21 protein-coding genes are annotated in these 24,081 nt (G+C 34.8%); 12 read left to right on the top strand and 9 right to left on the bottom strand.

What is annotated here, in order from left to right:
- The first annotated feature begins 92 nt into the window (after positions 1 to 92).
- Positions 93 to 1,115, top strand: a complete 1,023-nt coding sequence (locus YN1551_RS09995) for a DUF4322 domain-containing protein (RefSeq protein WP_012717698.1) — start codon at positions 93 to 95, stop codon at positions 1,113 to 1,115.
- A 115-nt stretch (positions 1,116 to 1,230) separates the two neighbouring features.
- On the opposite strand, the gene YN1551_RS09990 is transcribed toward YN1551_RS09995, so the two are convergent.
- Positions 1,231 to 2,454 (bottom strand): FAD-dependent oxidoreductase, encoded by a 1,224-nt coding sequence (locus tag YN1551_RS09990; RefSeq protein WP_012717697.1) that lies wholly within the window; start codon positions 2,452 to 2,454, stop codon positions 1,231 to 1,233.
- A gap of 190 nt (positions 2,455 to 2,644) precedes the next feature.
- Here YN1551_RS09990 and YN1551_RS09985 point away from each other — a divergent pair, with 190 nt between their 5' ends.
- Positions 2,645 to 2,998, top strand: a complete 354-nt coding sequence (locus YN1551_RS09985; protein ID WP_029552504.1) for an acetyl-CoA synthetase — start codon at positions 2,645 to 2,647, stop codon at positions 2,996 to 2,998.
- 15 nt (positions 2,999 to 3,013) lie between these two features.
- Here YN1551_RS09985 and YN1551_RS09980 read toward each other — a convergent pair whose 3' ends face one another.
- Together YN1551_RS09980 and YN1551_RS09975 are read right to left on the bottom strand one after the other, a co-directional pair.
- Entirely contained in the window at positions 3,014 to 4,690 is a 1,677-nt protein-coding gene (locus YN1551_RS09980; RefSeq protein WP_012717696.1) for a long-chain fatty acid--CoA ligase, read from the bottom strand.
- Between the two features lie 348 nt (positions 4,691 to 5,038).
- Positions 5,039 to 7,012, bottom strand: a complete 1,974-nt coding sequence (locus tag YN1551_RS09975) for a 3-hydroxyacyl-CoA dehydrogenase/enoyl-CoA hydratase family protein (RefSeq protein ID WP_012717695.1) — start codon at positions 7,010 to 7,012, stop codon at positions 5,039 to 5,041.
- An 82-nt stretch (positions 7,013 to 7,094) separates the two neighbouring features.
- On the opposite strand from YN1551_RS09975, the gene YN1551_RS09970 reads away from it, so the two are divergent.
- Entirely contained in the window at positions 7,095 to 8,534 is a 1,440-nt protein-coding gene (locus tag YN1551_RS09970) for an MmgE/PrpD family protein (RefSeq protein WP_012717694.1), read from the top strand.
- Here YN1551_RS09970 and YN1551_RS09965 read toward each other — a convergent pair.
- The gene (locus YN1551_RS09965; protein ID WP_187146875.1) at positions 8,485 to 9,345 is read right to left on the bottom strand and encodes a diacylglycerol/lipid kinase family protein; all 861 of its coding nucleotides are present in this window, start codon (positions 9,343 to 9,345) and stop codon (positions 8,485 to 8,487) included. The genes YN1551_RS09970 and YN1551_RS09965 overlap by 50 nt on opposite strands.
- A gap of 11 nt (positions 9,346 to 9,356) precedes the next feature.
- Entirely contained in the window at positions 9,357 to 10,397 is a 1,041-nt protein-coding gene (locus tag YN1551_RS09960) for an NAD(P)-dependent alcohol dehydrogenase (protein ID WP_012717692.1), read from the bottom strand.
- A 234-nt stretch (positions 10,398 to 10,631) separates the two neighbouring features.
- Here YN1551_RS09960 and YN1551_RS09955 point away from each other — a divergent pair, with 234 nt between their 5' ends.
- From YN1551_RS09955 to YN1551_RS09940, 4 genes are all read left to right on the top strand, one after another.
- A complete protein-coding gene (locus tag YN1551_RS09955; RefSeq protein ID WP_012717691.1) occupies positions 10,632 to 11,441 on the top strand; it encodes an enoyl-CoA hydratase/isomerase family protein in 810 nt (269 codons plus the stop codon).
- Positions 11,438 to 12,514 carry a glycoside hydrolase family 88 protein gene (locus YN1551_RS15985; protein WP_012717690.1) on the top strand — a complete coding sequence of 359 codons (1,077 nt, stop codon included), beginning with the start codon at positions 11,438 to 11,440 and terminating at the stop codon, positions 12,512 to 12,514. The genes YN1551_RS09955 and YN1551_RS15985 overlap by 4 nt, the downstream gene beginning before the upstream one ends.
- A 209-nt stretch (positions 12,515 to 12,723) precedes the next feature.
- Positions 12,724 to 13,827, top strand: coding sequence for a lipoate--protein ligase family protein (locus tag YN1551_RS09945; RefSeq protein ID WP_048052329.1), 1,104 nt, complete (start codon positions 12,724 to 12,726; stop codon positions 13,825 to 13,827).
- 81 nt (positions 13,828 to 13,908) lie between these two features.
- Positions 13,909 to 15,453, top strand: coding sequence for an acyl-CoA dehydrogenase family protein (locus YN1551_RS09940; protein WP_009991479.1), 1,545 nt, complete (start codon positions 13,909 to 13,911; stop codon positions 15,451 to 15,453).
- 2 nt (positions 15,454 to 15,455) lie between these two features.
- On the opposite strand, the gene YN1551_RS09935 is transcribed toward YN1551_RS09940, so the two are convergent.
- A complete protein-coding gene (locus tag YN1551_RS09935) occupies positions 15,456 to 16,136 on the bottom strand; it encodes an SCP2 sterol-binding domain-containing protein (RefSeq protein ID WP_009991477.1) in 681 nt (226 codons plus the stop codon).
- A gap of 81 nt (positions 16,137 to 16,217) precedes the next feature.
- Here YN1551_RS09935 and YN1551_RS09930 point away from each other — a divergent pair, with 81 nt between their 5' ends.
- The gene (locus YN1551_RS09930; protein ID WP_012715890.1) at positions 16,218 to 17,219 is read left to right on the top strand and encodes an MBL fold metallo-hydrolase; all 1,002 of its coding nucleotides are present in this window, start codon (positions 16,218 to 16,220) and stop codon (positions 17,217 to 17,219) included.
- Here YN1551_RS09930 and YN1551_RS09925 read toward each other — a convergent pair.
- Complete coding sequence (locus YN1551_RS09925; RefSeq protein WP_012715891.1) at positions 17,209 to 17,577, bottom strand: Zn-ribbon domain-containing OB-fold protein; 369 nt, start codon at positions 17,575 to 17,577, stop codon at positions 17,209 to 17,211. The two genes, YN1551_RS09930 and YN1551_RS09925, sit on opposite strands and share 11 nt — an antisense overlap.
- Entirely contained in the window at positions 17,574 to 18,743 is a 1,170-nt protein-coding gene (locus YN1551_RS09920; RefSeq protein ID WP_012717688.1) for a thiolase family protein, read from the bottom strand. Before YN1551_RS09920 ends, YN1551_RS09925 begins: the two co-directional genes overlap by 4 nt.
- A gap of 153 nt (positions 18,744 to 18,896) precedes the next feature.
- On the opposite strand from YN1551_RS09920, the gene YN1551_RS09915 reads away from it, so the two are divergent.
- The 4 genes from YN1551_RS09915 to YN1551_RS09900 all read left to right on the top strand — a co-directional run bounded on the left by YN1551_RS09915 (position 18,897) and on the right by YN1551_RS09900 (position 22,935).
- Positions 18,897 to 20,084 (top strand): thiolase domain-containing protein, encoded by a 1,188-nt coding sequence (locus YN1551_RS09915; protein ID WP_012713245.1) that lies wholly within the window; start codon positions 18,897 to 18,899, stop codon positions 20,082 to 20,084.
- A gap of 5 nt (positions 20,085 to 20,089) precedes the next feature.
- Positions 20,090 to 20,635 carry a Zn-ribbon domain-containing OB-fold protein gene (locus YN1551_RS09910; RefSeq protein ID WP_012715892.1) on the top strand — a complete coding sequence of 182 codons (546 nt, stop codon included), beginning with the start codon at positions 20,090 to 20,092 and terminating at the stop codon, positions 20,633 to 20,635.
- 91 nt (positions 20,636 to 20,726) lie between these two features.
- A complete protein-coding gene (locus YN1551_RS09905) occupies positions 20,727 to 21,185 on the top strand; it encodes a MaoC family dehydratase (RefSeq protein ID WP_009989811.1) in 459 nt (152 codons plus the stop codon).
- Positions 21,186 to 21,252: 67 nt separating this feature from the next.
- Complete coding sequence (locus YN1551_RS09900; protein ID WP_009989812.1) at positions 21,253 to 22,935, top strand: long-chain-fatty-acid--CoA ligase; 1,683 nt, start codon at positions 21,253 to 21,255, stop codon at positions 22,933 to 22,935.
- On the opposite strand, the gene YN1551_RS09895 is transcribed toward YN1551_RS09900, so the two are convergent.
- Positions 22,936 to 24,048, bottom strand: a complete 1,113-nt coding sequence (locus YN1551_RS09895) for a mandelate racemase/muconate lactonizing enzyme family protein (protein ID WP_012717687.1) — start codon at positions 24,046 to 24,048, stop codon at positions 22,936 to 22,938. It lies immediately after the preceding gene.
- Positions 24,049 to 24,081 lie beyond the last annotated feature (33 nt).

Raw genomic sequence — 24,081 nt, 5'->3', positions numbered from 1 at the left:
GCATTGTATAATTTTTTCTAACCAAGAAAATTTTGTAATTAGAGAAAAAGTTAAGGGAGATGTAGTCTGGTATTACTTTAGGGGAGAAACGCTTGACAACACCAGACTACATCTCCCCTAAAATACGAGTACAAATAGAGGAAAAATTATTTTCCATCATAAACTTCAAGGGAAGAAAGGCAGAAGAAGTCAAGAAAACACTTGTAACAGCAGCACTAACAAAAGATTCAGTAGAAAACAAGGCAAAAGAGCTTGGCATATCACCACAAACAGTTAGAAACTACGTGGAAGAACAACCACAAGTAATAGACCAAATGCTAAACGTGATCAAAACGATTTCCGCTAAGGAACTAGGTGGAAGAAAACGTGTAAAAATATCAATAGACTGGACATCAATAGAATACAAGGGAAAACCCGTAGAAGGACTAGGCGGGTCAGAAAAAGGCTACGCGTGGAATTACGCAACAGCAACCACAAGAGTAAAGGGAAAAACACTAATACTAGCATTCACGCGCGTAGAAAAAGGAATGACTAGACTAAAGATAGTTGAAAGCCTAATACAACAAATACTAGCATTGGGCCTAGAAATAGAATTAGTAACACTAGATGCTGGTTTCTATTCAGTGGATGTGATCAACTACTTGTCAAGGTTTAACTTCATCATTGGAGTACCCGTGGGTAAGGTAGGGATACATAGGAATTTTGATGGAGATTATACTGTAAAGTCAAATGGTAAGAAAGCGACATTTAGGCTAATAGTACATCATGGTAGGGGAAAGGAGTACTTGGCAAAGGGGACAAACCTAGACGTAAATAGGAGTATTGTTGTGAAATGGTATGACAAGGTTAGGACGCCAATAGAAACATCATACAAGTTAATCAAGTCTTTCCTAATCTTTACCTCATCAAGGAGTTGGTTATTCCGCTTGTTCATCTTCGTACTAGCAATGTTAATCTATACACTATACTTGCTCCTCAAGGGGACAACGAGCAAGAAAGACTTCCGCTTACTCCTAACTATCTTGCTCTTGCAAGATAATATTACTATTTTGCAAGAATATTTAGTTAAATTATTTTATCCACTTTTTAACTCCCTTGAATTATTTTCGGGGTGATGAATTTGGGGTCTAGGGTATGGAATACAACGATTTTCCAATAAATACTACTCAGCATAGAAAAATAAATAAGTTAAAATAACACTATGAGCTTCACTGAGCAATGAACAGTTCTTTACTCTTTACTTTGCAGCATATTTAAAGCCTCAGTAATGGCTTCCAGATAAGAAGGATGAGGCATAACAAGATCTATAGTATCCTTTAAATTTATTTGATATCGTATTAATACTGAAATAAGAGAAATTACGTCTTCGGCATAAGGCATGAATGCTACTCCCCCAATTACTCTGTTATCCCTTTCGCATATCTTTAAGAATCCCTCACCTTCTCTTTCTACTACTGTTCTGGTTAAATTTAATGTGTTGAAAGTAACACAATTACCAATAGTAGTCCCTACATAGGCTATTTGGGGGTAAATGTATATAACCTTAGGTATTCCTTCTACGAGGAACTCTCTTTTTTCGCCTAACATATTTTTCGCAGCTATAATACCACCATATATGGCTTCATGTGCAGTAAACGTACCTATTATATCTCCTGCTGCGTAGATATTGGGAATTTGAGTTCTCAAATATTCATCGACGTATATGTACTTCTCGTGGGGGATTTCCTCAAATCCTTCAATATTTGGTTTACGACCGAAGGTTACAAATACAGCATCGCCTGAGATCGTTTGGTTATCTTCAAGGGTAACAGAAGTTTCATCAATTTTAGAGACCTTTTTACCTAAGTATAATTTAATTCCGATACGGCTTAGAAAATTTGTAACTACCTCAGATAGTGTATTATCAATGTTTTGTAAAAGTAAATCGTTCTTATCTATAAGATGTACCTCCTTATCCAGTTTCTTCATCATCCAAGCTAGTTCTATTCCCCCTGCATCTCCTCCTACTATAACCACCTTATTATAATCCTCATTAGTATAGGCTAAATCTTCCGTGAATTTTACCTTTCCTAATCTTTCTCTTCTGGTCCCGGTTGAAACTAAAACCTTATCAGCCGTAAGTGAAGTATTTGATGCATGAACCATAGACGACCTTAGAAAACCATTAGCGTGAATAACCTCTATCCCATGACTATTTAGTAACTGTTCTAAACTCTTACTTATAGTATTTATTGAACCTAATGCATACTCTCTAAACGTATTTAAACTCATATTGGATGCTTGCCTAGATATGATAAGCTGGCTTAATATGGATTTTGTTGGTATACACCCGTAAAGTACGCACGTACCCCCCAGTTTTTCTTCCTTTTCTATAAGTGTGACTTTTGCATTCTTGGATAAGGTTAATGCTGAGTAAACTCCTGCTGGCCCTGCACCAATTATTACAACTTTCATAATATTATTCTTCAATTTCTCGAATATAAATACTATACAATATCTTCGCTCACTTCTTCCTCTACTTTCACTTGTTCATTCAATATTATGGTTGAACCATTCTTCCGTAAAACTCAAGGAGTCTAGTTTTATTGTCATTTACAATCTTTTATAATATTAAATATAAAAAATTGGTTTCTATTCTATTATTATGCTGCGTATAACTTATATAAACATATTCGTAGTATCATTATGGGTCCTTTCAACTCACGTGATACTTAAGGGAAATTTAACTCTTAATGAATCACTTAAACAAAAGATTAAAGATAAAATGAGGCAAGAATTGGGTCCCTATTTCATACCAGATTGCATTATACAGGTTCCAGATATACTTTTAACGTTAAACTTTAAGAAACTTGAAGTGCCAGTTAAGAAAATATTAATGGGGCGGGATATTAATAAAGCAGTGAGAATAGACTCGATCTCCAATCTTGATGCCTTCTATACGTTTATAGAACTATCTAAGCCAGTAATTGAAGAAATTAAAAGAAAAAAGAATATGTGAACTTTTATCAAGAACTTACTCTATAATTTCTCTTTTTATGAAATACTCCTTATAATGTTCCCTCAATAACTTTTTATCGAACTTACCAGTACTGGTTTTAGGGATGGAATCCGTAAAAATTATTTCGGGTAATTGCCACTTTGCAAATCTCTTTAATAGATGTTCTAAAAGTTCTTCCTTAGTTACGTTACCCTTATACTCTGGTTTTACAACGACAAAGGCTAAAGGTCTCTCTTGCCATTTAGGATGAGGGACGCCAACTACTGTAGCCTCAAGAACCTTAGGATGAGCCATCAAGAAGTTCTCCATATCTACGCTTGATATCCACTCACCTCCGCTCTTTATAAGATCTTTAAGCCTATCTGCTATCTTTATATAACCGTACTGATCTACAGTAACAGCATTTCCGCTTTTCCACCAAATTTCATAACCCTCTCCTATGAAAGATTCGAACGTTCTTGGGTCATTATAATATTCTTTAACCACCCAAGGCCCTCTCTCTAAAAGTTCTCCAATGGTTTTATTATCCCAAGGTATATCTCTTCCATCTGGAGTTACTATTTTTCTTTGTATCGGAAATACTGGAATTCCTTGCTTGGATTTTAACTCCTCATATTCCTCCTGACTTAATCCTAAATAGTACTTTATTATGTTTATATGGGATAGAGGCGTAGTTTCGGTTGACCCATAACCGTGTATTACCTCTATTCCAAATTCCCTAAGTCCCCTTATTAAGGCTAAAGGAGGCTCGCTTCCGCCTATAAGTACTTTCAAATTGTTAAATTTAGGCTTATCTTTTAGTGACGATAAATAGTTATGAATTGCTATCCAGAGAGTTGGAACTCCATTAGATATTGTGATATTTTCGTTTATAAGCAGATCAATGATAGGCTTTAAGTTATCTAAACTGTATTGCCCAGGAAATACTTGCTTAGCTCCAACCATGGTAGCGGTAAAAGGCCATCCCCAGCCGTTTGCGTGAAACATAGGAACTAGCTGTAAAAGTGCGTCATTAGTGTTTACGGGAACTGCTTGAATTACTGCCATAGAATGTAATACTATGGCCCTATGTGAATAATAAACTCCTTTAGGCATTCCAGTAGTACCGGAAGTGTAACAAGCAAAACAAGCGGATTTCTCATCGATTATAGGGAAGTCGTAATTTGGAGAACTACTTTTAAGTAAGTCCTCATAATGGTAAACTTTAGAAATTTTAGTAGAGGGAGTTCTTTCCTTATCGGTCGTAATCACGACCTTATCGGAGTTCACCTTATCGTTAACTTTCTCCACTATCGGTATTAATTGCTCATCCGTAAATATTACTTTAACTTTAGAGTGTTTAGCAATGTAAGATAATTCCTCTGGTGAGAGTCTAAAGTTCATCTCAACCATTACTGCACCAATACCGCTTATACCGAAATAGGCTTCAAAATATCTGTGAGTGTTAAATCCTAATACTCCAACTCTATCAGTAGGTTTAACTCCTAATGATTCTAATGCATTTGCTAGTCTCTTTACCCTCTCGTAAATAGTCTTATAATTAAATACTTCTAATTTGCCATCTAATTTTCTAGACTTTATTTCCCTCTCTCCATAGTTTTCTGCAGCATGTTGAAGCAAATTAATTACATTTAATTGAAAATCATCCATCATTGTTGATGGTAAACCCTTTATGAAGACTTTAGCCATCATTTATTTATATAATTTAACTATTTTAAGTATTTCTTCCACTTAATATGAACACGTTGCTATTAAGGAGTTAATTGACTTTTAACGTCATGTAAAAGGGATATTTTAAAAAGTTTTTTATAATCTAATGCTATAGTTTTAAAAAAATTTAGGAAGCTTTAGATTAATGATCAACTATTGTTTATTTTTAGCTTCTCTTTAAGTCGACTTCTTAGTAATAGTTACATTAAGATATTTTCTACACTATTAGTTGAAGTAAAGTATAAATGTAAATAGAAAAGTATAAACCACCTTGAGCTTATATTGGTAAATAGAAATGAGAGAAAATTAATTAAATTTCGAAATTATTTTTTATTTTCCTTTGTATCTAGGTTGTCTCCTCTCAATGAACGCTTTCATACCTTCTTTAAAGTCTTCTGTAGTTGATAAAATTGTCAATTCTTGTGATGCTATCTGCAAGTTGTCCAGATAGGAGTTTCTTATCGAGTTTATAGCCCTCTTAATAGACATACTGGATAATGGCGCCACTCTCTTAACCTTCTCAACTATCTCAACTCCAGTTATCTCTAATTGTTCTGGAGGCACTACAGTGTCTACTAATCCCAATTCCTTGGCTTGTTTCGCACTTAGCCACTCACCAGTTAACGCATATCTAGCTATTTTTCTACTTATGAATCCAACTCCTATTGATGACGCTAAGGGTGGTAAAGCTCCTATTAATCCTTCTGGTATTGCGAACGTAGCATCTTCACTAGCTATAACTATATCAAACAATATTAGCAATTCCATTCCTCCGCCAAATGCTAATCCGTTAACTTCTGCTATAATTGGCTTAGGGTAATCAGTTAGGGTATCTATTAACGGAGAGGAAATCTTTTGACTCCACTCAATTACGCTAGCTGTATTCTCCCAATAGTGCATCATTTCTATATCGTCACCAGCGCAAAAAGCTCTACCTTCGCCCATAATGATAACAGCTCTAACATCCTTATCTTCCTTAGCCTTATTGAAAGCCTGAGTTAGCCCAGTCCACATAGCTTCATTTAATGCATTTAGTTTTTCAGCCCTTCTCATGGTTATTTTAGCATAATCGTGAAGTTTTTCATATCTTACTGGCCCAAAGTCTACTTTCTCGTAATTCCATTTAAAGAAACCTTCTCCGGATTTGACTCCTAATTTCTTCTGTTCTACCATATCTTTAAGTAGTGAATCTGGATTATAATAATCATTACCAGTATCATGGTATCTCTGTTCTAAGAAGTTTACTATGTTGTCTATTCCGAACTTATCGGCAAACGTTAAGGGTCCTTGAGGCCAATTCATTCCCTTAACCATTCCCTTTTCTATGTCCTCAGCACTACTGATATTGTTCCTAATTAACCATGCAGCCTCGTTTACTGCAGGGGCGATTATGCTTAAGGGATTTATTAAATACATACTATCAGTGGGGACTATTTTAGGTCTTTCGTAAATTTTACTCTTATATGTGTAAAACCCCTTTCCACTTTTTACGCCCAATCTACCTTCTTCCACCATCTTCTTTAAAACCTTAAAATGCGGTGGCTCTTTCTCACCTCTCTTTATAGCTTCTAATGCAGCACTATAGGAAACATCTATCCCAGTGAAATCTAAAAGTTCTAAGAAACCCATTGGCATTCCTAGTCTAAATCTGGTCATAGCGTCTATATCTTCTTTCTGGTATCCCTCATCATACATTAAGATTGCCTCAGCGAAAGTCCTTCCATTTATCCTATTTATTAAAAACCCAGGAACGTCTTTCTTAACAATAACGTAATCTTTTCCTATACTTTTAGCGAATTCAATAGTAATTTCTAAGGTTTGTTGGCTAGTTTTATTGCCCATTATGATCTCAACTAGGGGCATTAATACTGGGGGATTCATGAAGTGAAGTCCTATAAATTTATCTTGTCTCTTAGTGGCCTCTGCAAGTGTAGAAATAGGTATTGTAGACGTATTAGTGGCAAATATGGCATTTGGCTTGACTATTCCGTCTAGTTCTGAAAATATCTTTCTTTTTACCTCAGAGTTCTCTACTACAGCCTCTATAATATAGTCAGCATCGGCGAAATCGTTAAGATTAGTTGTAGGCTTTATTCTACTTATTATAGTATCAATACTTTCCTTAAGTTTTCCACTTTCTTTTAATTTTTGTAAACTCCATCTAATTTTTTCTAATGCATTATTTAATATATCTTGAGAAACATCACTTAAATATACTTGATATCCAGATATAGCTGCAACTTCTACTATACCGTGACCCATCGTTCCGGCTCCTACTACACCCACTTTTGAGAATATGGGCATATCTTAAATTATGCTATAAGGCTAATAAACTTTATTTTTGAAAATAGGAAAAGATATTAATTTTCTAGCAAAGAGAGTTTCTATGGAATCCTTTTTAGAAGAGGCTAAGGAATGGGCCAATAACATTTCAATATCTAAAGTACCCAATGACAGTTTAGAGAACGCTAAACTAATGATAATAGATACTATATTCACAGCTTTAATATCCTCTAGGACATATTGGGCTAAGATGTTATTAGACTTATTTAACGTAAACTACCAAGAACTTTTTCCAATACTTAGCGTCATGTATGATTACGACTCTACATTACTATATTACGGACATTTAGGTCACGGAATAGCTTCTCCATTACTGTTTTCAATTCCTAATACTAATGTAACTGGTAAAGAGCTGATGGAAGCTGTAATATCCTCTGTAGAAATCTCCGCCAGGGTTGCAGCTTCTTTATCTGTTAGTAAGACAAGGGGACAATCAATGACATCGATACATGCACTCTCAACTGTAGTATTTCTCTCTAAATTATATAATCAAGATTTAAAAAATAGCATGGGATTATCCTTAAGTTATATGATAAAGCCTACATCACACGGTTTCGGAAGTCTGGGCAAATTGTATTCGGCCTCTTTAGGAGTTGAGATGGGCTATAAGGCTTTCAGATTAGCTAAATATCAGAACGTCAACGAGAACTTCCTGACGGACTTCTTAAAGCAGTATGGGGAATATTATCTTAAGGCCCCTTTAGGAAGTTTTAACAAAAGATGGCACGTAAATACTCTCTCTGTTAAAAAATATCCAGCATGTGCATATGCACAAACGTTAATAGAAGGTGCGTTAGAGATAAGTCAAGAGGTTAATCTGGATGAGATAAGTGAAGTTACATTAAGGGAGAATATGCTCACCTATTTCATGGATAAGAACCACGAAAGGATAGTCAAGGAGGGTAATCCGTCATTTACCCTTCTTCAATTTTACTCTCCTTACCTTTTAACTGTTACAATTAAAGATAAGAGATTCGGAGTTAACTCTTACGATGAAAGTCACATAAAAGACCCATTAATTTGGAAATTAGCATATAAGGTAAATATACTTCATGACGTTAATCTTACAATTAAGCTATTAAACGAGCCTCTACCATTTGGTGTTGCAATAAATGAAATAGGAGCAGACTTTATTAAAAAATTCCTAGGAGGTTTCGAATATAATTTAAGAGGGGTTGATTTAAATGAGGTAAATTTTGAGAAAACTAGAAAATATATGGGAATAATAATAGATGTAAAAACCAAGGAAGGTAGAAAAATAAGCGTAGAAAAAGAGATAGTTGATGGCTTTCATGGTACTGGTTTAGAGAAAAAGAGAGAAGTAGTTAATAAGAAATTCTTAGATGCTATCAAAGATAGTAACGAAGAGGATCTAAAAAATATTTATAATATCTTATATAGTCTAGAAAAGAGAGGAAACGACGAATTGAAGTTCATGTACAAGGTTTTAATAGAGGAAGTGAAGAGGGAATTACATCAATAGTAATTTTATTTTCTTCCAATAAGACATAGTCTCCATCAACCTCTAAGCTTAACCTTCTGTCAGATGCGATTTCAATGTTTTTTCCCTTGTAATATAATTCATTTGAATATGATCCTTTAGCTAATGAATCCATTATCTCCTCATTTACTCTAGGCAACGCTATGACATCCAATATACCATCACTAATTGAGGCTTTAGGAAATAATTTCATACTTCCTCTTCCTCTTACTGGCGTATTTCCTATTGAGAGTAAATATGCGTAATCATCATACACCTTTTCTTTATTAACCCTTAACGAAACCCTTATTGGTTTAATTTGACCTTTTCTCATCCTAACCCTTAAATCTATAGATGCTAAAGTATAGGACCATATACCCTTACTGAACTTCTTATATAATTCTGAAAGCCTTACTAAATCAGCTAATATACCTATTGATGTTCCAAGGACAAATCCCCTATTTAATTCCCTTATAAAGCCAATATCAACGTATTCTATTCTATTACACTTAAGAAGTGAAGTAAATAAGTTTAAGGGATCTATTTTACCATAAACTGTATAATAGAACGTGTTTCCCCTGCCTATAGGTAGAATGATTATAGGGACTTTTACGTTAATCGATAAATTACCTATAGTACTATCTCCTCCTCCTATTATTAAGGCGTCATAATCTCTATTATTAGCTAATTTCTTAGCTTCATTAATGCTGATAGGATATACTAAATTAACCGTAAATTTAGCCCTTAGCACATTAATGCATAATTCTACTAATTTCTGGTCATAAGTTCCTGCCTTAGGGTTAACTATTGCCAATACTTTCATCTTTACGGGACTAGAACTTGCCTTCCAGTTACCCTTGCGTTTTCTAAATTATCTAACGCTTCATTAGCTTCTTCTAATTTCATCGTCTTAGTAACCATAGGCTTTATTTTTCCTTTTTCGGCTAAGGTTAAAACACCCAAGAAGTCCATATTGTTTCCAACTTGGCTTCCTACGAATTTTACCCAGTTAAATATAATAATTGGTGATAATATCTTTAATTCCCCTCCATATAGCCCTATCATTACATACCTACCGTTTTTAGCTAATGCATAAGGATAGACTGATAAGGTTTTTTCTGAATTATTTAAATCTATTATTGCATCTGCACCTTTTCCTCCAGTTAATGTCCTTATTTCTTGAACCGGGTTTTTACGTCCGTCCACGACGTAATCTGCCCCAGCCCTTTTAGCCGCTTCTAACGCCTCATCTCTTATATCAACTCCAATTACCGTGGCTCCAGTCATAGCTTTAGCTATTTGCACTGCCATAGTTCCTAATCCTCCTCCAGCCCCTACAATTACTAAAGTCTTTGAGGGATCTACAGAAGCCTCTCTTACTGCTCTATAAGTTGTTATTCCAGAACAGGTTAAAGGTGCAGCTTCTACTGCAGTAAGATTCTTTAGTTTATAAAGGTATTTGTAATGAGTTACTTTAACATATTCCGCATATCCCCCATCTATACTTATTCCTAACCATAATGGCCTGTCACACATTTGCTCTTCTCCTGCTTTGCAGTAGTAACATGTCCCATCACCTTCCCAAGGATTTACTGCCACTAAATCCCCTTTGTTGAATCCTTCTACGTTTTCTCCAACTTCAACTACCCTTCCAGCAATTTCATGCCCTAATGTTATGGGTAATCTTAATTTTAAATCCTCCACTATTCTTAAAGGTCCTACTCTTCCCTGCCTCATATGAACGTCTGAGTGGCAAACTCCTGCAGCTTCAACTTTAACTAATACTTCATTTCCTTTTACTTTCGGAATTTCTACATCCATCATTTTTAAAGGCTTGTTTACTTCGACTAATCTCATAGCTCTCATTTAGACGAATCACCAATTTTCATTATGTAATTTAAACTTTAAATATGTTACGTTATTAACATATATAAATATAAAGTTTATAAAGTGATTAATTTATTTTATAAGAATATTATATATACTAAATAAATTATAGTAAATGTATATAAAGCATCATTATAAATCTTCATTAATTTATTTAAATATCAAATTATATTTGACAAAACGTTTAAGTATTTCCGCTATGAGTATAATTTAATGATAGATTACTCAAGATATAAATATCTTAAGGTTGAGGACATAGGAGATGGCATATATATCCTGAGGCTAAATAGACCAGAGAGGTTGAACGCCATAAACTTAGGCGAAGGAAGCATGCATGAGGAACTGGAAAACGTGTTTTACGATTTTAATAATGACTCCAGAGTTAATGCAATAATTATGACTGGTGAAGGGAAGGCATTTTGTTCTGGTGGGGATATTTACTACATGGCTGAGGTAATAGAGAAGGGAACTAACAATACTGAGTGGATTAGAACGTTAATTAAAGAGGGTAAAAGGATAATAAATAACATGTTAGAACTTGAAGTTCCCATAATAGCAGCAGTAAACGGCTTTGCCACGGGATTAGGAGCCACCCTAGCTCTTTACTCTGATATAGTAATAATGGGTAAGAGTGCGAAAATAGGAGATACTCATATCTCTGTGGGTTTAGTCGCAGGTGATGGTGGTGCTATCATATGGCCGTTGTTAGTGGGAATTCATAAGGCTAAGTATTACTTAATGACGGGAGAGTTAATAAACGCTGAAGAAGCCTATAGGATGGGTTTAGTCAACATGGTAGTTGACGATGATAAGGTTTTAGATACAGCGATTGATGTAGCGAGGAAATTAATAAGCAAGTCTAAATATGGTGTAATATGGACTAAATTGTCAATTAATAAAATAGTCAAACATTATGTGAATCTAGTATTGGATACGTCACTAGCATTAGAATTGCATACTTTTAAATCTGAAGAACATAAGAATGAAGTTAAAAAGTTTATAGAGAGAAGGGCTAAGAAATGAGGATCACTGACGCTATAGATAAAATGCTAATTAGAATAGAAAGTACAGCTAAGACTATTAAAGAGGACGAATTCCCCATTTATGGTGACGTGAATTCTGGAAAGTGGTATACTTCATCAGATGGATATTGGAGTGATGGATTTTGGGTTGGATTATTATGGCTGGCATATTATAGAACTGGAGAGGAGAAGTTTCTAAAGTGGGCCGAAAATTGGTTAGACAAGCTAAGAAATAGAATCATGTTACCTACAGTATTCAGAGGATTCATATTCTATTATGGTGCTGCAATAGCTGATATCTTATTTAACCATGATACAGCTAGAAGGATAGCGGTAGAAGGAGGTAAGAACTTAGCTAAACAGTACGATAGTAAGTTAAAAATTATACCGCTTAATAAATTGGAAATAGCCTTTCTTAACTCTATTAGCATTAATGAAGTTAACTTCGTTGAAACTAACATAGATGGAGTTATTGCATCAACGCTATTAGCTTATACTTCAAAGATTACTGGAGAGGAAAGCCTTATGGAAATTGCTGAAAATCATGCAATACAGCACGTTACTTTTTGCATTAATAAGGATGGCTCCGTTACCCAATCCGTTAGATTAGATAATGAGGGAAGAGTAATTAAGAGATTTAATCACATGGGTTTAAATGAAAGTAGTATCTGGGCTAGGGGACAAGCCTGGGCTATGCTTAATTATGCTTTGCTTTCCTTTTACGATAGGGAGTTTTTAAGCGTTTCAAGATTAACATCAGAATGGTGGATTAAAAATGTTCCCAAGGATTACATAGCATATTGGGATTTCAATGATAAAACGATTAAAGATACTTCAGCTACTGCAATAGCTGCCTCATCATTACTTAAACTCTCTTATTGGGAATTCGCTAAGAATACAATAGAAAGTCTTGTAGAAAATTACTTAATTAACTCTAAAATACCAGGAGCTTTAACTAATGGGTGTTATTTTAAAAAACGAGAATTAGGAGTTAACAGTGAACTTATATGGGGTGATTACTTCCTATTTGAATCCTTATTGAAATTGGAAGGTAAACTAGACAAATTTATTTAATTAAATTTTTTATATGATATTTCATCTTTAATCATTACACTTATATTTGAAACATTTTATAATGAATACTTTATTTAATAGCAAAGGTTTTAATCGGTCAATGTGTTAATATTTTTTATCTAATTTAAGATGAGTGGTGTAACCTCTACTTTTCAAGGAAAGTGGCTAAAGAAAGTTTTATTAGGAATTTTAACGAGATATCATTTAATATGAAAGGAAAGAGTATGTTAATTAAAAACGGGGATCTCCTAGATAGTGTAGCAATTCCAGCTTCATTAGTTGAGGAGTCTAGAAGACTAAACGTCCCTATAATGGCTGTTGTAGGCAGTAAAATTAGTGGTGTAAGTTTAGGGTATTTCCAAGACTTAGATACTGAAGTAAATTTAGAGGAGGCTAAGAGAAGGGGTATTCAAGTTGTAAGGAGATTAGGTGTGGGAGGAGGTACAATATATAGTGACAAAAATTCAAGTATGGCACTATATATGGCAATGCCTTCAGATTTCTTTCCTAACATGGACAAGGCATTCTGTCAAATAGGTTCGGCTACAGCTCATGCATATTACAAATTAGAGGTTAAGGGAGCATGGTATGATCATATAGGAGATGTTAGAGTTGGTTCTCCTAAAAGTCATAAGAAAATAACTGGCTTCGGATTCACTACAATAGGCAATACATTAGTCCTTAACATGGTAATAGGAATAGGTAAGTTAAACGTGGAAGAGATGGTTAAAGTTTTGAGAATCCCTCCAGAGAAGTTTAAGGATAAGACTGCTAAGGGTCCTCAAGATTATGTTTCTTCAGTTGAAGAGGAAACTGGCTATAAACCATCAATGGAAGAAGTTTACAATGCCTTTGTGAGTAGTTTCGGAGAGACCTTAAGGTTAGATTTAGAAGAGCATGAACTTTCAGATGAAGCTAAAAAGATCAGAGAGGAGTATAGAAAAATTGCCTCCTCTGAAGAGCATTTATACTTAAGGTCCAGTGGTAAGAGGTTTGCAAATATACCACCGAATCACGTTTTAGGATTCGCAAGATATAAGGCTAGAAAGCTACTCGTTGTTCATTTATTAACTGATAAAAAGGTTATTAAGGATATTATGATTAGCGGAGATTTTTACTGTAGTCCTACGCAATATTTATTTGATTTCGAGAATAGCTTAAAGGGAATTGAAATAAACAATTTAGAAGAAATTAGTAAAAAGGTATCTGAATTATATTCTAGGAATGGATGGGAAATGCCAATGGTAAGTCAAGAGGACATTTTAACAGTAATAAAAATGGCAATAGGAGGCGAAATCAAAATAATTTTTTAATTCATATTTTTACGAGTGATTTAACTGCTTAAAATAAGTTTATTAATGTTTCTCAATTAAATTGATTAGTGATATATCTTGGTGGAACCTTTACCCTGGTGGAAAGAAGAGCATAAGAGTTTAGCAGAGGAAGTGGAAAATTTCGTAGAGGAAAATAGAGGTAGAGCAGAAGAAGCGTTATGGAAGAACGAATATCCTATGGATTTACATAAAAAGATAGTAGAAAAGGGTTGGTGGGGTGTTGTAATACCCAGGGAATATGGAGGCATGGGAGGGGACTATACAAGCGTTGCGATAATATCAGAGTACATAAGTAATCTGGGATCTGTAGGAGGAGTTTTCGCTACTACACTTTTCGGAGGGCTTTATCAGATTCTAAGGTTCGGAAATGAAGAGCAGAAAGCTAAATCATTACCTAAGTTCGCTAAGGGTACTGTAGGAGCTGTATGTATAACTGAACCTTACGTTGGTAGCGATGCTGCAGGTGCTGAAACTATAGCTATTAAAGAGGGAGATAAGTATATTATAAACGGTAAGAAGAGGTTTATAACTAATGCAGGCATGGCAGACATTTATGTAGTTTACGCAGTTACTGATCCTAGCTCTAAGGCGAGGAAGTCATATTCTCATCTTTCTGCTTTCATATTGGAAAAGGGAATGAAAGGTTTTCATGTGGAAAAGATAAATGAACTTCAAGGATTTGACGGATTACTAAATGGTTATTTGGATTTAGATCACGTTGAAGTTCCAGTAGAAAATAGGTTAAGTGAAGAGGGGCAAGGATGGTGGATTTTAGTATCTGGTCTTAATTTTGAAAGGCTAGTCATAGGTGCTCAACAAGTTGGTCTATTAAGGGAATTAGCCAGATATGTGGCATTTTATACTAGAAGAAGAGTTCAGTTTAATCAGCCTACGTTTGAATATGAGGCTAATCAATATAAGTTGGCTGATATTATAATAGATTATAGGATTACTAGGCTATTAACCTATTATACTGCTTATTTAATGGATCAAGGCGTAGATCCAGTAATAGACGCGAATGTATTAAAAGCTTTCTCTACCGAAGCAGTAGAAAAGGCTTCTAGAGATGCTATTCAGGCTATGGGAGGAGATGGATGGACAAAGTTTTATCCAGTTGAAGCCATATATAGGAACGCTAAACTAGGAACCATAGGCGGAGGTACTAGTGAGGTTTTGAAGAGGTTTATAGTTAGATATGCACTAACTGCTATGGCTGATGATCTGAAAACTCCGATAAGGATATCGCATCCAGAACTTAAAGTACCCATTACCGTTTCTGAAAAGTCGATAACTAAGGAAAAACTTCAGGGAGGAGAGGAGGGAGAAATGGAGATATTGAGAGTCTTAGCTAGAGACTATTTAGTAAATCCGGGACTTTTCATGGAGCTTAACGATATTAAGAGGTTTATAGAGTGTGACGAGAAACAGTTAGTTGAGATAATAAATTCCTTAGAAGCTAAGGGATTGGTTAAGGTTTTAAGGGATAGGGATAAGCCTAGACTAGTTAAGGCTACATATGACGGTTTAAGGAAAGCTTACCCGAGAGAGTATTATATGTACTTCCCAAGATGGGTTAAGGAAAAAATGAGTGAATATATATTTTAACTTTAAAATATTTTATCAATTATCGTTTTTAATTTAAATGCTTGAATTAAGTTACCCTCTATTTTTGCCTCACCATTCATTGCAACAGTACCTACACTTTCCTCGCCGTTAAATATTTTATTCCATACTTCTCTTTTTGCTGATATGGAAGCCGTAGGTTTTCCTTCACATTTCCCATTTTTAACGATGAATTTACCTTCATTTATTATAAGACAACAAATACTTCCTTCAAAATCGCTGAACTGAAAAGTGACATTAAAGTTCTTTATGTGCCTTAGAATATCCTCGTTTTTATTACATATACCCTCAAAAACAGCCTTTAAAACATTATATAAACTAGATCCCTCAAATCCTAAGTTAATTGCCTTAGCCCTAAATACTTCAACTAATTTCAGTAAATTGCTTAACTTCCCGCTTATATATAACTTACCTTGTATAATGAGGTCTATTAATGACACTTTTCCCTCAAGAAGCTGATTTAGACTTTCCTCGTCCGTTATTATTTCATTATCTAAGTTATCTAATTTATTTTCCACTACGCTAATCTTGGATTTATCTAAAATTACAGTAAAATAACAATTTCCAAACTTTATTCCTATTTTTAATCCCTTTTTTGGTAAATCCTCTATGCCTCTTACGTCTATACTTTCAAATAGTTCGTGAAGCTTATTTTTTAGACTCATAATAAACTAGGACGTAATAAGAGACTATAAATTTATCTTAAAAGAAAAGATTTATTTATAATAACGCAATTAGATTATCTCATGCCAGAAAGCATAACTAAGAATTTATTCAAACTTTCGATTAAATTACCGGATTTGGCAATCGAAAGTTTAAACGCTTATCTACTAACTCTTAATGATAAGAATATATTAATCGATACTGGAAGTCCCTCATATGGATCAATATCATCATTAGTTGAAGAATTGGAAAATTTAGGTATGAAAATTAGCGATATTAACGAAATTATAATAACGCATTTTCATATAGATCATATAGGTTTGGCGTATCTTTTAAGTAAGCTAGCTAAGGTTAAAATAATAATTGGTAATGTGGAATATAATTTCATAAAGAGATTTAAATATAGATATGATGAGATGATCAAAATCCTAAAATTGAATGGTGCTTCGCAACAACTTTTAGACATAGCATTTGATTTCACCTCTGGATTTAGGGCTAATATTTACTCTAGAGTAGGGGAACTTAATAATGTCGAAACAGTTAACGATAGTCAGCAACTATATAACTTAAAGTTCTTATTCACTCCTGGACATACAATTGGACATATATGCATTTATGATGAAGAGAATAAATTACTCTTATCTGGGGATACATTATTAGCTGACATAACACCCAATGTAAGTTTATACGAAGAGAATTGTAATCCATTAAACGAATATCTAAAGTCCCTAAAGAGAATTTCCAGCCTAGAAGTGAAGAAATCCCTGCCAGCTCACGGAAGAATTATAGAGAACACTGAGGAGAGGATAAGGGAATTAATAAAACACCACGAGGAAAGGTTAAACGAAATGTTAGAGATGATGGGAAATAGAGAATTAGCGGCTTACGAAATTGCAAGTAAAATCAAATGGAAGTTGAAATATAATGGATGGGATGAGTTAGATCCCTCTCAGAAGTACTTAGCTATGGGAGAGACTTTAGCACATCTAAAATATTTAGAGGACATAAACGCTGTAAGGAAAAGGATAAGTGATGGTATGATCAAGTATATTAAACAAAAGGAAAACATTAAGATCAGCTTATAATAGTAAAGAACGGGAATTTCTGCTCCTTAATGACCTCCTTAAACTTTACTTTAACCTTCTTATTCATACTCACGTCTTCTAACCTATTAGTTAATATGTTAGCGTAAATCATAAACCCCTCCTCAAGCTTTATTAAGCCTACTATAGTAACTTGTCCTTTCTCGTTAACAAATTTAGTTTCAGAATATATTTCACCTTCTCCCTTACTCTCCATAATTAACAGTTTCTTAGATAAACATTTCGGACATATTGCTCTGGGATAATAAAACACGTGTCCGCAATTTGTACACTTAATATAAGGCAACTTCTCCTTATTAAAGTACTCGTAATAGGTTTGAATTATTTCATTTAAGTTCATTTTTTCTCACCTATTACTAATGTGGTAGCGTGTGTATTCCAACCCCCTAAGCCATTAACTAATATATAATCAGCTCCGCTTACTTGATGTCCTTTAGCCATGTTATTAAATTGCAGGAACGCTTCTTCAAGGATGATTATCCCACTCATATATGCAGGCTGTCCCATGTTTAAACTTCCACCTCCAGTATTAACTGGTATGCTACCCTTTATCGTCAGATCATTCTCCTCCACGAATTTCCCTATCTTTCCTTTCTCGGTTAAACCCAAATCTTCTAGCTCAGTTAATACCATTATTGTAAAAGCGTCATATATTTCGAAAGCATCGATCTTATTTAAATTGAAGTCTATCTTCTTAGCACTCTCGATTGTGGGAGTATAAACAATATCCACATCCCTTTCGGCGAAAAACTCTGGCCATATTGCATCTCCATAGGATATTACATCCATCGACCTCAGCTGTGAAGTCCCCTTACCTACTATAAAGGCTAAAACGCCATCTATAGGATAAGTTATTTCAAGAAGATGAAGAGGAGTTGATACCACTCGCGAATTTATAATGTCCTTAACTGTTAGAGGACCCCTAAATAAAGCCCTCTCATTAGAGTTTGCATTATATCTCTGCTGAACCGCTAATAAGGCTCTTTGTTCATCAGTAGTTCCGTATAATTTCGAGTGTCTAGCAGCAACCATTGCGTAAAAAGATATAGGATCCATTTCTTGATATACCCTTATGAATTCATCAAAGGGATTATTCCTTAGTATATTTAGTAGCTCAACTTCTGAAAATCTCTCTAATCCTCCTTCTCTTAATTGTTTTTTCATTAAAGTTCCCTTACCTCCTATTACACATAAAACTCTATCTGCCTCACCACTTTTTACTGCCTTATAAGCTCTATAAAACATTTCTAAAGCCGAAGCTCCTCCATATTGAACTAAGTCTGTAAATTTAGGCCTTATTCCTAAGTACTCACTAATATAATTCTCTGGAAAGCCTATTGCTAAAGTACCATCGAAAATCCATGGCAACCACGTAGTTATAACTCCATCTATGTCCTTAGGTTCTAGTTTAGCCATGTCTAAAGCTTCCTTTACAGTTTCCGCTATTAGGTCAAGTGCCAAACCTTGATATACCTTTTCATATCTACTGGAAAAACCCAATAACATTTGCTATCACTATTAGAGTGTATAATTAATAACTTAAAAAACTTTTATGATATTTATGGTTCCAAGATATACCTTCATAAAATTAACTTGAAATAAAATTTATATTATGAAAGAACGAAAAGTTAATTAGGAAGTTAACACAAATATATAGATATGGTAGATGTTGCAATAGTAGGTACTGGTCACAGCAAATTCGGAAATAGAACAGATGTTAATCTCCAGGAACTAGCATGGGAAGCGGTAAAACAAGCCTTAGAGGAGTCTAATTTAGACCAGAAGGATATAGATATGTTCGTGGTAGGCAATGCTGGTGGGTGGAGTTCAGAACCTCTTTCCGCGATAGTAATAGGAGAGTATTGTAATTTAGCACCTAAAGGGACCATGAGAGTTGAAGCTGCCTGTGCTACTGGCAGTGCAGCCTTAAGAATAGCTTACCAAGCAATTAAGTCAGGGGATGCTAAAATGGCAATGGTAATTGGAGTAGAGCAAATGCACCAATCACCTAATCCAGTTGCCGTAGAAATGATGGGGAGAGCTGGGAATTACTTCTGGGAATTTGAGAATTTCGGATTAACTTTCCCTGGATATTATGGACTCTATGCAACACGTCGTATGGCTAAATTCGGAATGAAGGAAGAGGATTTAGGACAAATTGCTATTAAAAATCACTATTACGGTAGCTTTAATCCCTATGCCATGTTTCAAAAACAAATAAAAATGGACGAATATATGAAGTCCAGAGTTGTAGCTTATCCATTAAAGGTATACGATGCTTGCCCAATAACTGATGGTGCTGCGGCTATAATATTGGCATCAGAAGAAGTAGCTAAAAAAATAACAGACTCTCCAGTATGGATAGTTTCACAAGGGTTTAAATCTGGAACAGCTAATTTATCTAAAAGAGACGATTTCATATCAATAGATGCCGCAAGATTGGCTGCTGAGGAAGCGTATAAGAAGGCTAAAATTGATTTTGAGAATAGTTGGAAGTATTTCGACGTAGCAGATGTGCATGATTGTTTCACAATAGCGGAGATAATGGCATATGAAGATTTAGGATTCGCAAAAAGAGGTGAGGGACATTTACTAGCTAGGGAAGAGCAAACATACATAGGTGGAAAAATACCAATAAACGTTGATGGAGGGTTGAAAGCAAAGGGACACCCAATAGGGGCAACTGGAGTAAGCATGGCAGTATCAATAACAAGACAATTATTATATAGAGCACACAAAGGAACACAAGTAGAAGTTAGGAACGGTATGGGAATAACACACAACGTAGGAGGAACGGGACACTACGCATATGTTACAATATTTTCCACAAAGAAGCCTTCAGTGTGATAGTAATGGGCGTTACTGAGATTAGAGGGAAGCAATTTAATGAAATCGATAAAAAGGCTTTAGAGCAGATAGATCTACTAATCAAGAATAGTGGAATGCCTATAATGAGAGATTTAAAGAATACCAATCTTCTTTGGGTAGACGTTAGGGAGTTAACACAGAGATTTATGATTCCTATAGGGAGAATATATAAGTTTTTTGACCAGTTATCTAAGGGAAAAATTGTAGGAACTAAATGCCCTAAATGCGGTTCAATATACTTCCCTCCTCAAGATGACTGTACTAAGTGTAAAGTATCTGGTCTTGATACTATAGAGCTCTCTGGAGAGGGAGAATTATTAACTTACACGATCATAACCGTTAAACCTGTTAGTTTCATGCACTATCAAGACTACATAGTTGGTATAGCAAGGCTGAAAGAGGGAATAAATATTTTAGCGTGGGTTAATGAGAAACCTGAAGATATAAAAGTGGGAATGAAGGTAAAAGTAAATATAGTGAGGAGGGAACCCGAGGGCTATTTTATATACGAGTTAAGAAAAGTCCAGTAAGTTATTTTTATTTTTTATTAAGTTATCTATTATTTTGAAAAATCAAGTTACAATAGAAAAGTTTATTAAACGATTTTTATAGCTTATAAATATGTCCTCAACTAAAACATCGCCTCTAACTTTCGATGATTTCGAAATAGGGATGAAATTCGTATCTCCTAGGATAACGGTAACAGATGCTCACATAGTCCTTTTTGCAGGATTAAGTGGTGATTTTAACCCTTTACATGTAGATGATGTCTTCGCTAAGAAAACTATATTTGGAAGTAGAATTGCTCATGGATTATTAACTATAACTTTACTTTCTGGACATATGGGTATGTTAGTTGCTGGAACTGCGATAGCATTTCTAGAAATGCATACTAAATTCTTAAAATCTGTTAGGGTTGGAGATACAATTTATGGAGAAGCTGAGGTGATAGATAAAAAACCAGTCGAAAAGTACAATGGCGGTGTAGTAACAATAAGATCCCTTATAAAAAACCAAAATAACGAAATTGTGGTAGAATCTGAGTCTAAACTTTTAGTTACAAGGGTAAGAATGTATTAAATAAAAATATCGATTCTATATCTAACAAACTTTTTAAATAGGTTAAATCAAATATTTTTGAGATAAGATGGTAAGTCCTATCTATGACTACCAATTAACTATAGATAAGATAATAGAATGGGCCGCTTATGCCTACCCTGATCAAGAAATTGTTTACGCTCCCCCTAAGGCTCCTAAAGTTAGACTAACCTATTCTAAACTCTACGAAAGAGCGAGGAGAATGGGGAGCGTGTTAAGTCAATTTAAGATAAAACAAGGCGATAAGGAAAATTTGGGTACTAGGATAGGTGTTATGGATTGGAATACAAGCAGATTTTTAGAATTATACTATGCAATACCCATGTCTGGAGCAGTAATGCATACGGTTAATGTAAGATTATCCCCAGAAGAAATGGCACACACTATAAACGTAGCTGAGGATGAGATAATATTTACCAACGAAGATTTCCTTCCGCTCTTGTCCTCCTTACTTCCTAAACTACCTACAGTAAAGAAGGTTATAGTAATGAGTGATAAAAACGAAGATATTAACGTAAAGTTATCAAATGTTGAAGTTTATGAATATGAGAAGTTAAGTAGAGAAGGAGACCCAAATTATACTCCTCCAGAACTTGACGAAAATACTATTGCTACCTTAGTGTTCACCTCTGGGACTACTGGTTTACCTAAGGGAACGTATTTCAGACATAGGGATATGGTGCTCCATAGTATTGTAGTAAATGCTGGTGTATGGAATGCACCACCCTTAAACTTAACTCATAAAGATGTTTGGTTACAGATACCGCCTTTGTTTCATGCTCATGGATGGGGATCTCCTTACTCCTCTTTATTATTGGGAATGAAATCCGTATATCCAGGAAGATATGACTGGAATTACATTATAAGGATAATTAAAGAGGAAGGGGTAACATATACTGCAGGAGTCCCAACTATGCTTTATTTGATTATTAACAGTCCAGAATTGGCAAACTATGATCTAAGAGGATTTAAATTTATTGTTGCTGGGCAAGCAATTCCTAAGGGTTTATATGAGGAGGCTAAGAAGAAAGGGATATTAATATCTCAAGGAATGGGAATGACTGAAACTGCCCCTCTGATGGGAGGTTTAACTTTCAAACCTAAAATGGAGAACTGGTCGGAAGAGAAGAAAGAGGAATACATTTTATATAGAGCAGGAAGACCGGCTCCATTAGTTTTCATTAGAGTTGTAGACCCAGATATGAAAGATGTTCCTAAAGATGGGAAAACCATGGGCGAGATAGTAGTTAGAGCACCGTGGATGACCAGAGGGTATTATAAAGATCCTAAGAAGACAGAGGAGACTTGGAGAGGAGAATGGCTTCACACTGGAGATTTAGCGATCTGGGATGAAGAAGGATACATTGCTTATATAGATAGAGTAAAAGACGTCATAAAGAGCGGAGGAGAGTGGATACCTAGTACTAGGCTTGAGGATTTAATATCCACACATCCTGGAGTGGCTGAGGTCGCAGTAATAGCCGCTAAACACGAAAAGTGGGTAGAAAGACCAGTTGCAATTGTAGCTCCTAAACAAGAATATAAGGGAAAATTAACTGAAAATGACATAATGCAGCATCTAAATAAATTTGTAAGCCAAGGCGCTATTCCAAAATGGTGGGTTCCAGATAAGATTATAATTTTAGAAGTAGAGCTTCCTAAGACTAGTACGGGAAAAACAGATAAGAAGGCTTTAAGAGACAAATATTCAAATATTTTAAGTCAAAAATAGCTATGTAATGAATTTTTTAATCTTTTCCATATCCAACTCAATCCCAAGGCCCTCTTTTTCTGGTACTCTCACATAACCGTTCTGTATTTCTATTCCTTCCTTAAAGGCAAACTGAATTACATCATTAAACCACCATAATGGATCTAAAGGAGTTTCTAAATAAGGAGTTAAACTTTCTGGTAAGCTTGCAGTTAAATGCAAATTAGCTAACCATCCTAGTCCTGGATCCCATGCGTGGGGTAAGAATAATAAACCATTAACTTGTGCCATTAAGGCTATCTTAATGCACTCGCTAATTCCATTAGAGTAGATTGCATCAGCTTGAACTATATCTAAAGCATTCTCTTCAATAAACTTTTTAAATATCCAGAAGTTATGCTCCAGTTCTCCAGCGGCTATCTTAACACTAGTATTTCTTCTTAACCACGCATAACCTTCTATGTCGTCCTTAAAAAGAGGTTCCTCTAACCATTCTATATTGTATCTCTCTAGCTCCTTAGCTACTTTTAACGCATCATATCTGTTCCAGAACGGGGAAACTAATCCCCAAGCTTGATTAGCATCTACTGCAATTTTGATTTGTTCTCCAAACTCCTTTCTTATTTCTTTAACTATGTTTAAATCATCGTTTATAGTAATTCTGTGAAACCTTATTTTAACTATGTCAATACCTATATCATAATATTTTTTAATTAAATTAATGATTTCCTCGGCTTTGGCTAATCTTCCAGTACTAGCATATACCCTAATTCTCTTTCTATTTCCCCTATATAGTTTATATAATGGTAAGTTCTCTTCCTTAGCTAAGAGATCCAATAGGGCTACTTCAATAGCGCCTATCCTTCCGAAAAACCAACTACCCAATTCCAGAAGCCTATCATTAGCTAAGAAGTCCTCAACATCTAATCCCTTTAATAATGGTTTTAAACCCCTTATCGCAACCTCAGTCTGTGCTGTAAACTGTGTCGCAGAATACCCTTTAATACCCTTACTATTTACAACTTCTATTAATATAAATTCAAAGTGGGTATTAGGAAATGGTTCCCATGAGAATTGTATAGACTCTCTTAATGGTATTTTAACTCTATACGTTTTAATATCGCTTATTTTCATCACTAAGTTCTTAACATTCGTAAAAATTAAGCT

The organism is Sulfolobus islandicus Y.N.15.51 (assembly GCF_000022485.1).
GTDB lineage: Archaea > Thermoproteota > Thermoprotei_A > Sulfolobales > Sulfolobaceae > Saccharolobus > Saccharolobus islandicus.
The sequence above is the reverse complement of the archived record's forward strand: the minus strand, read 5'-3'. Positions and strand labels throughout refer to the sequence as shown.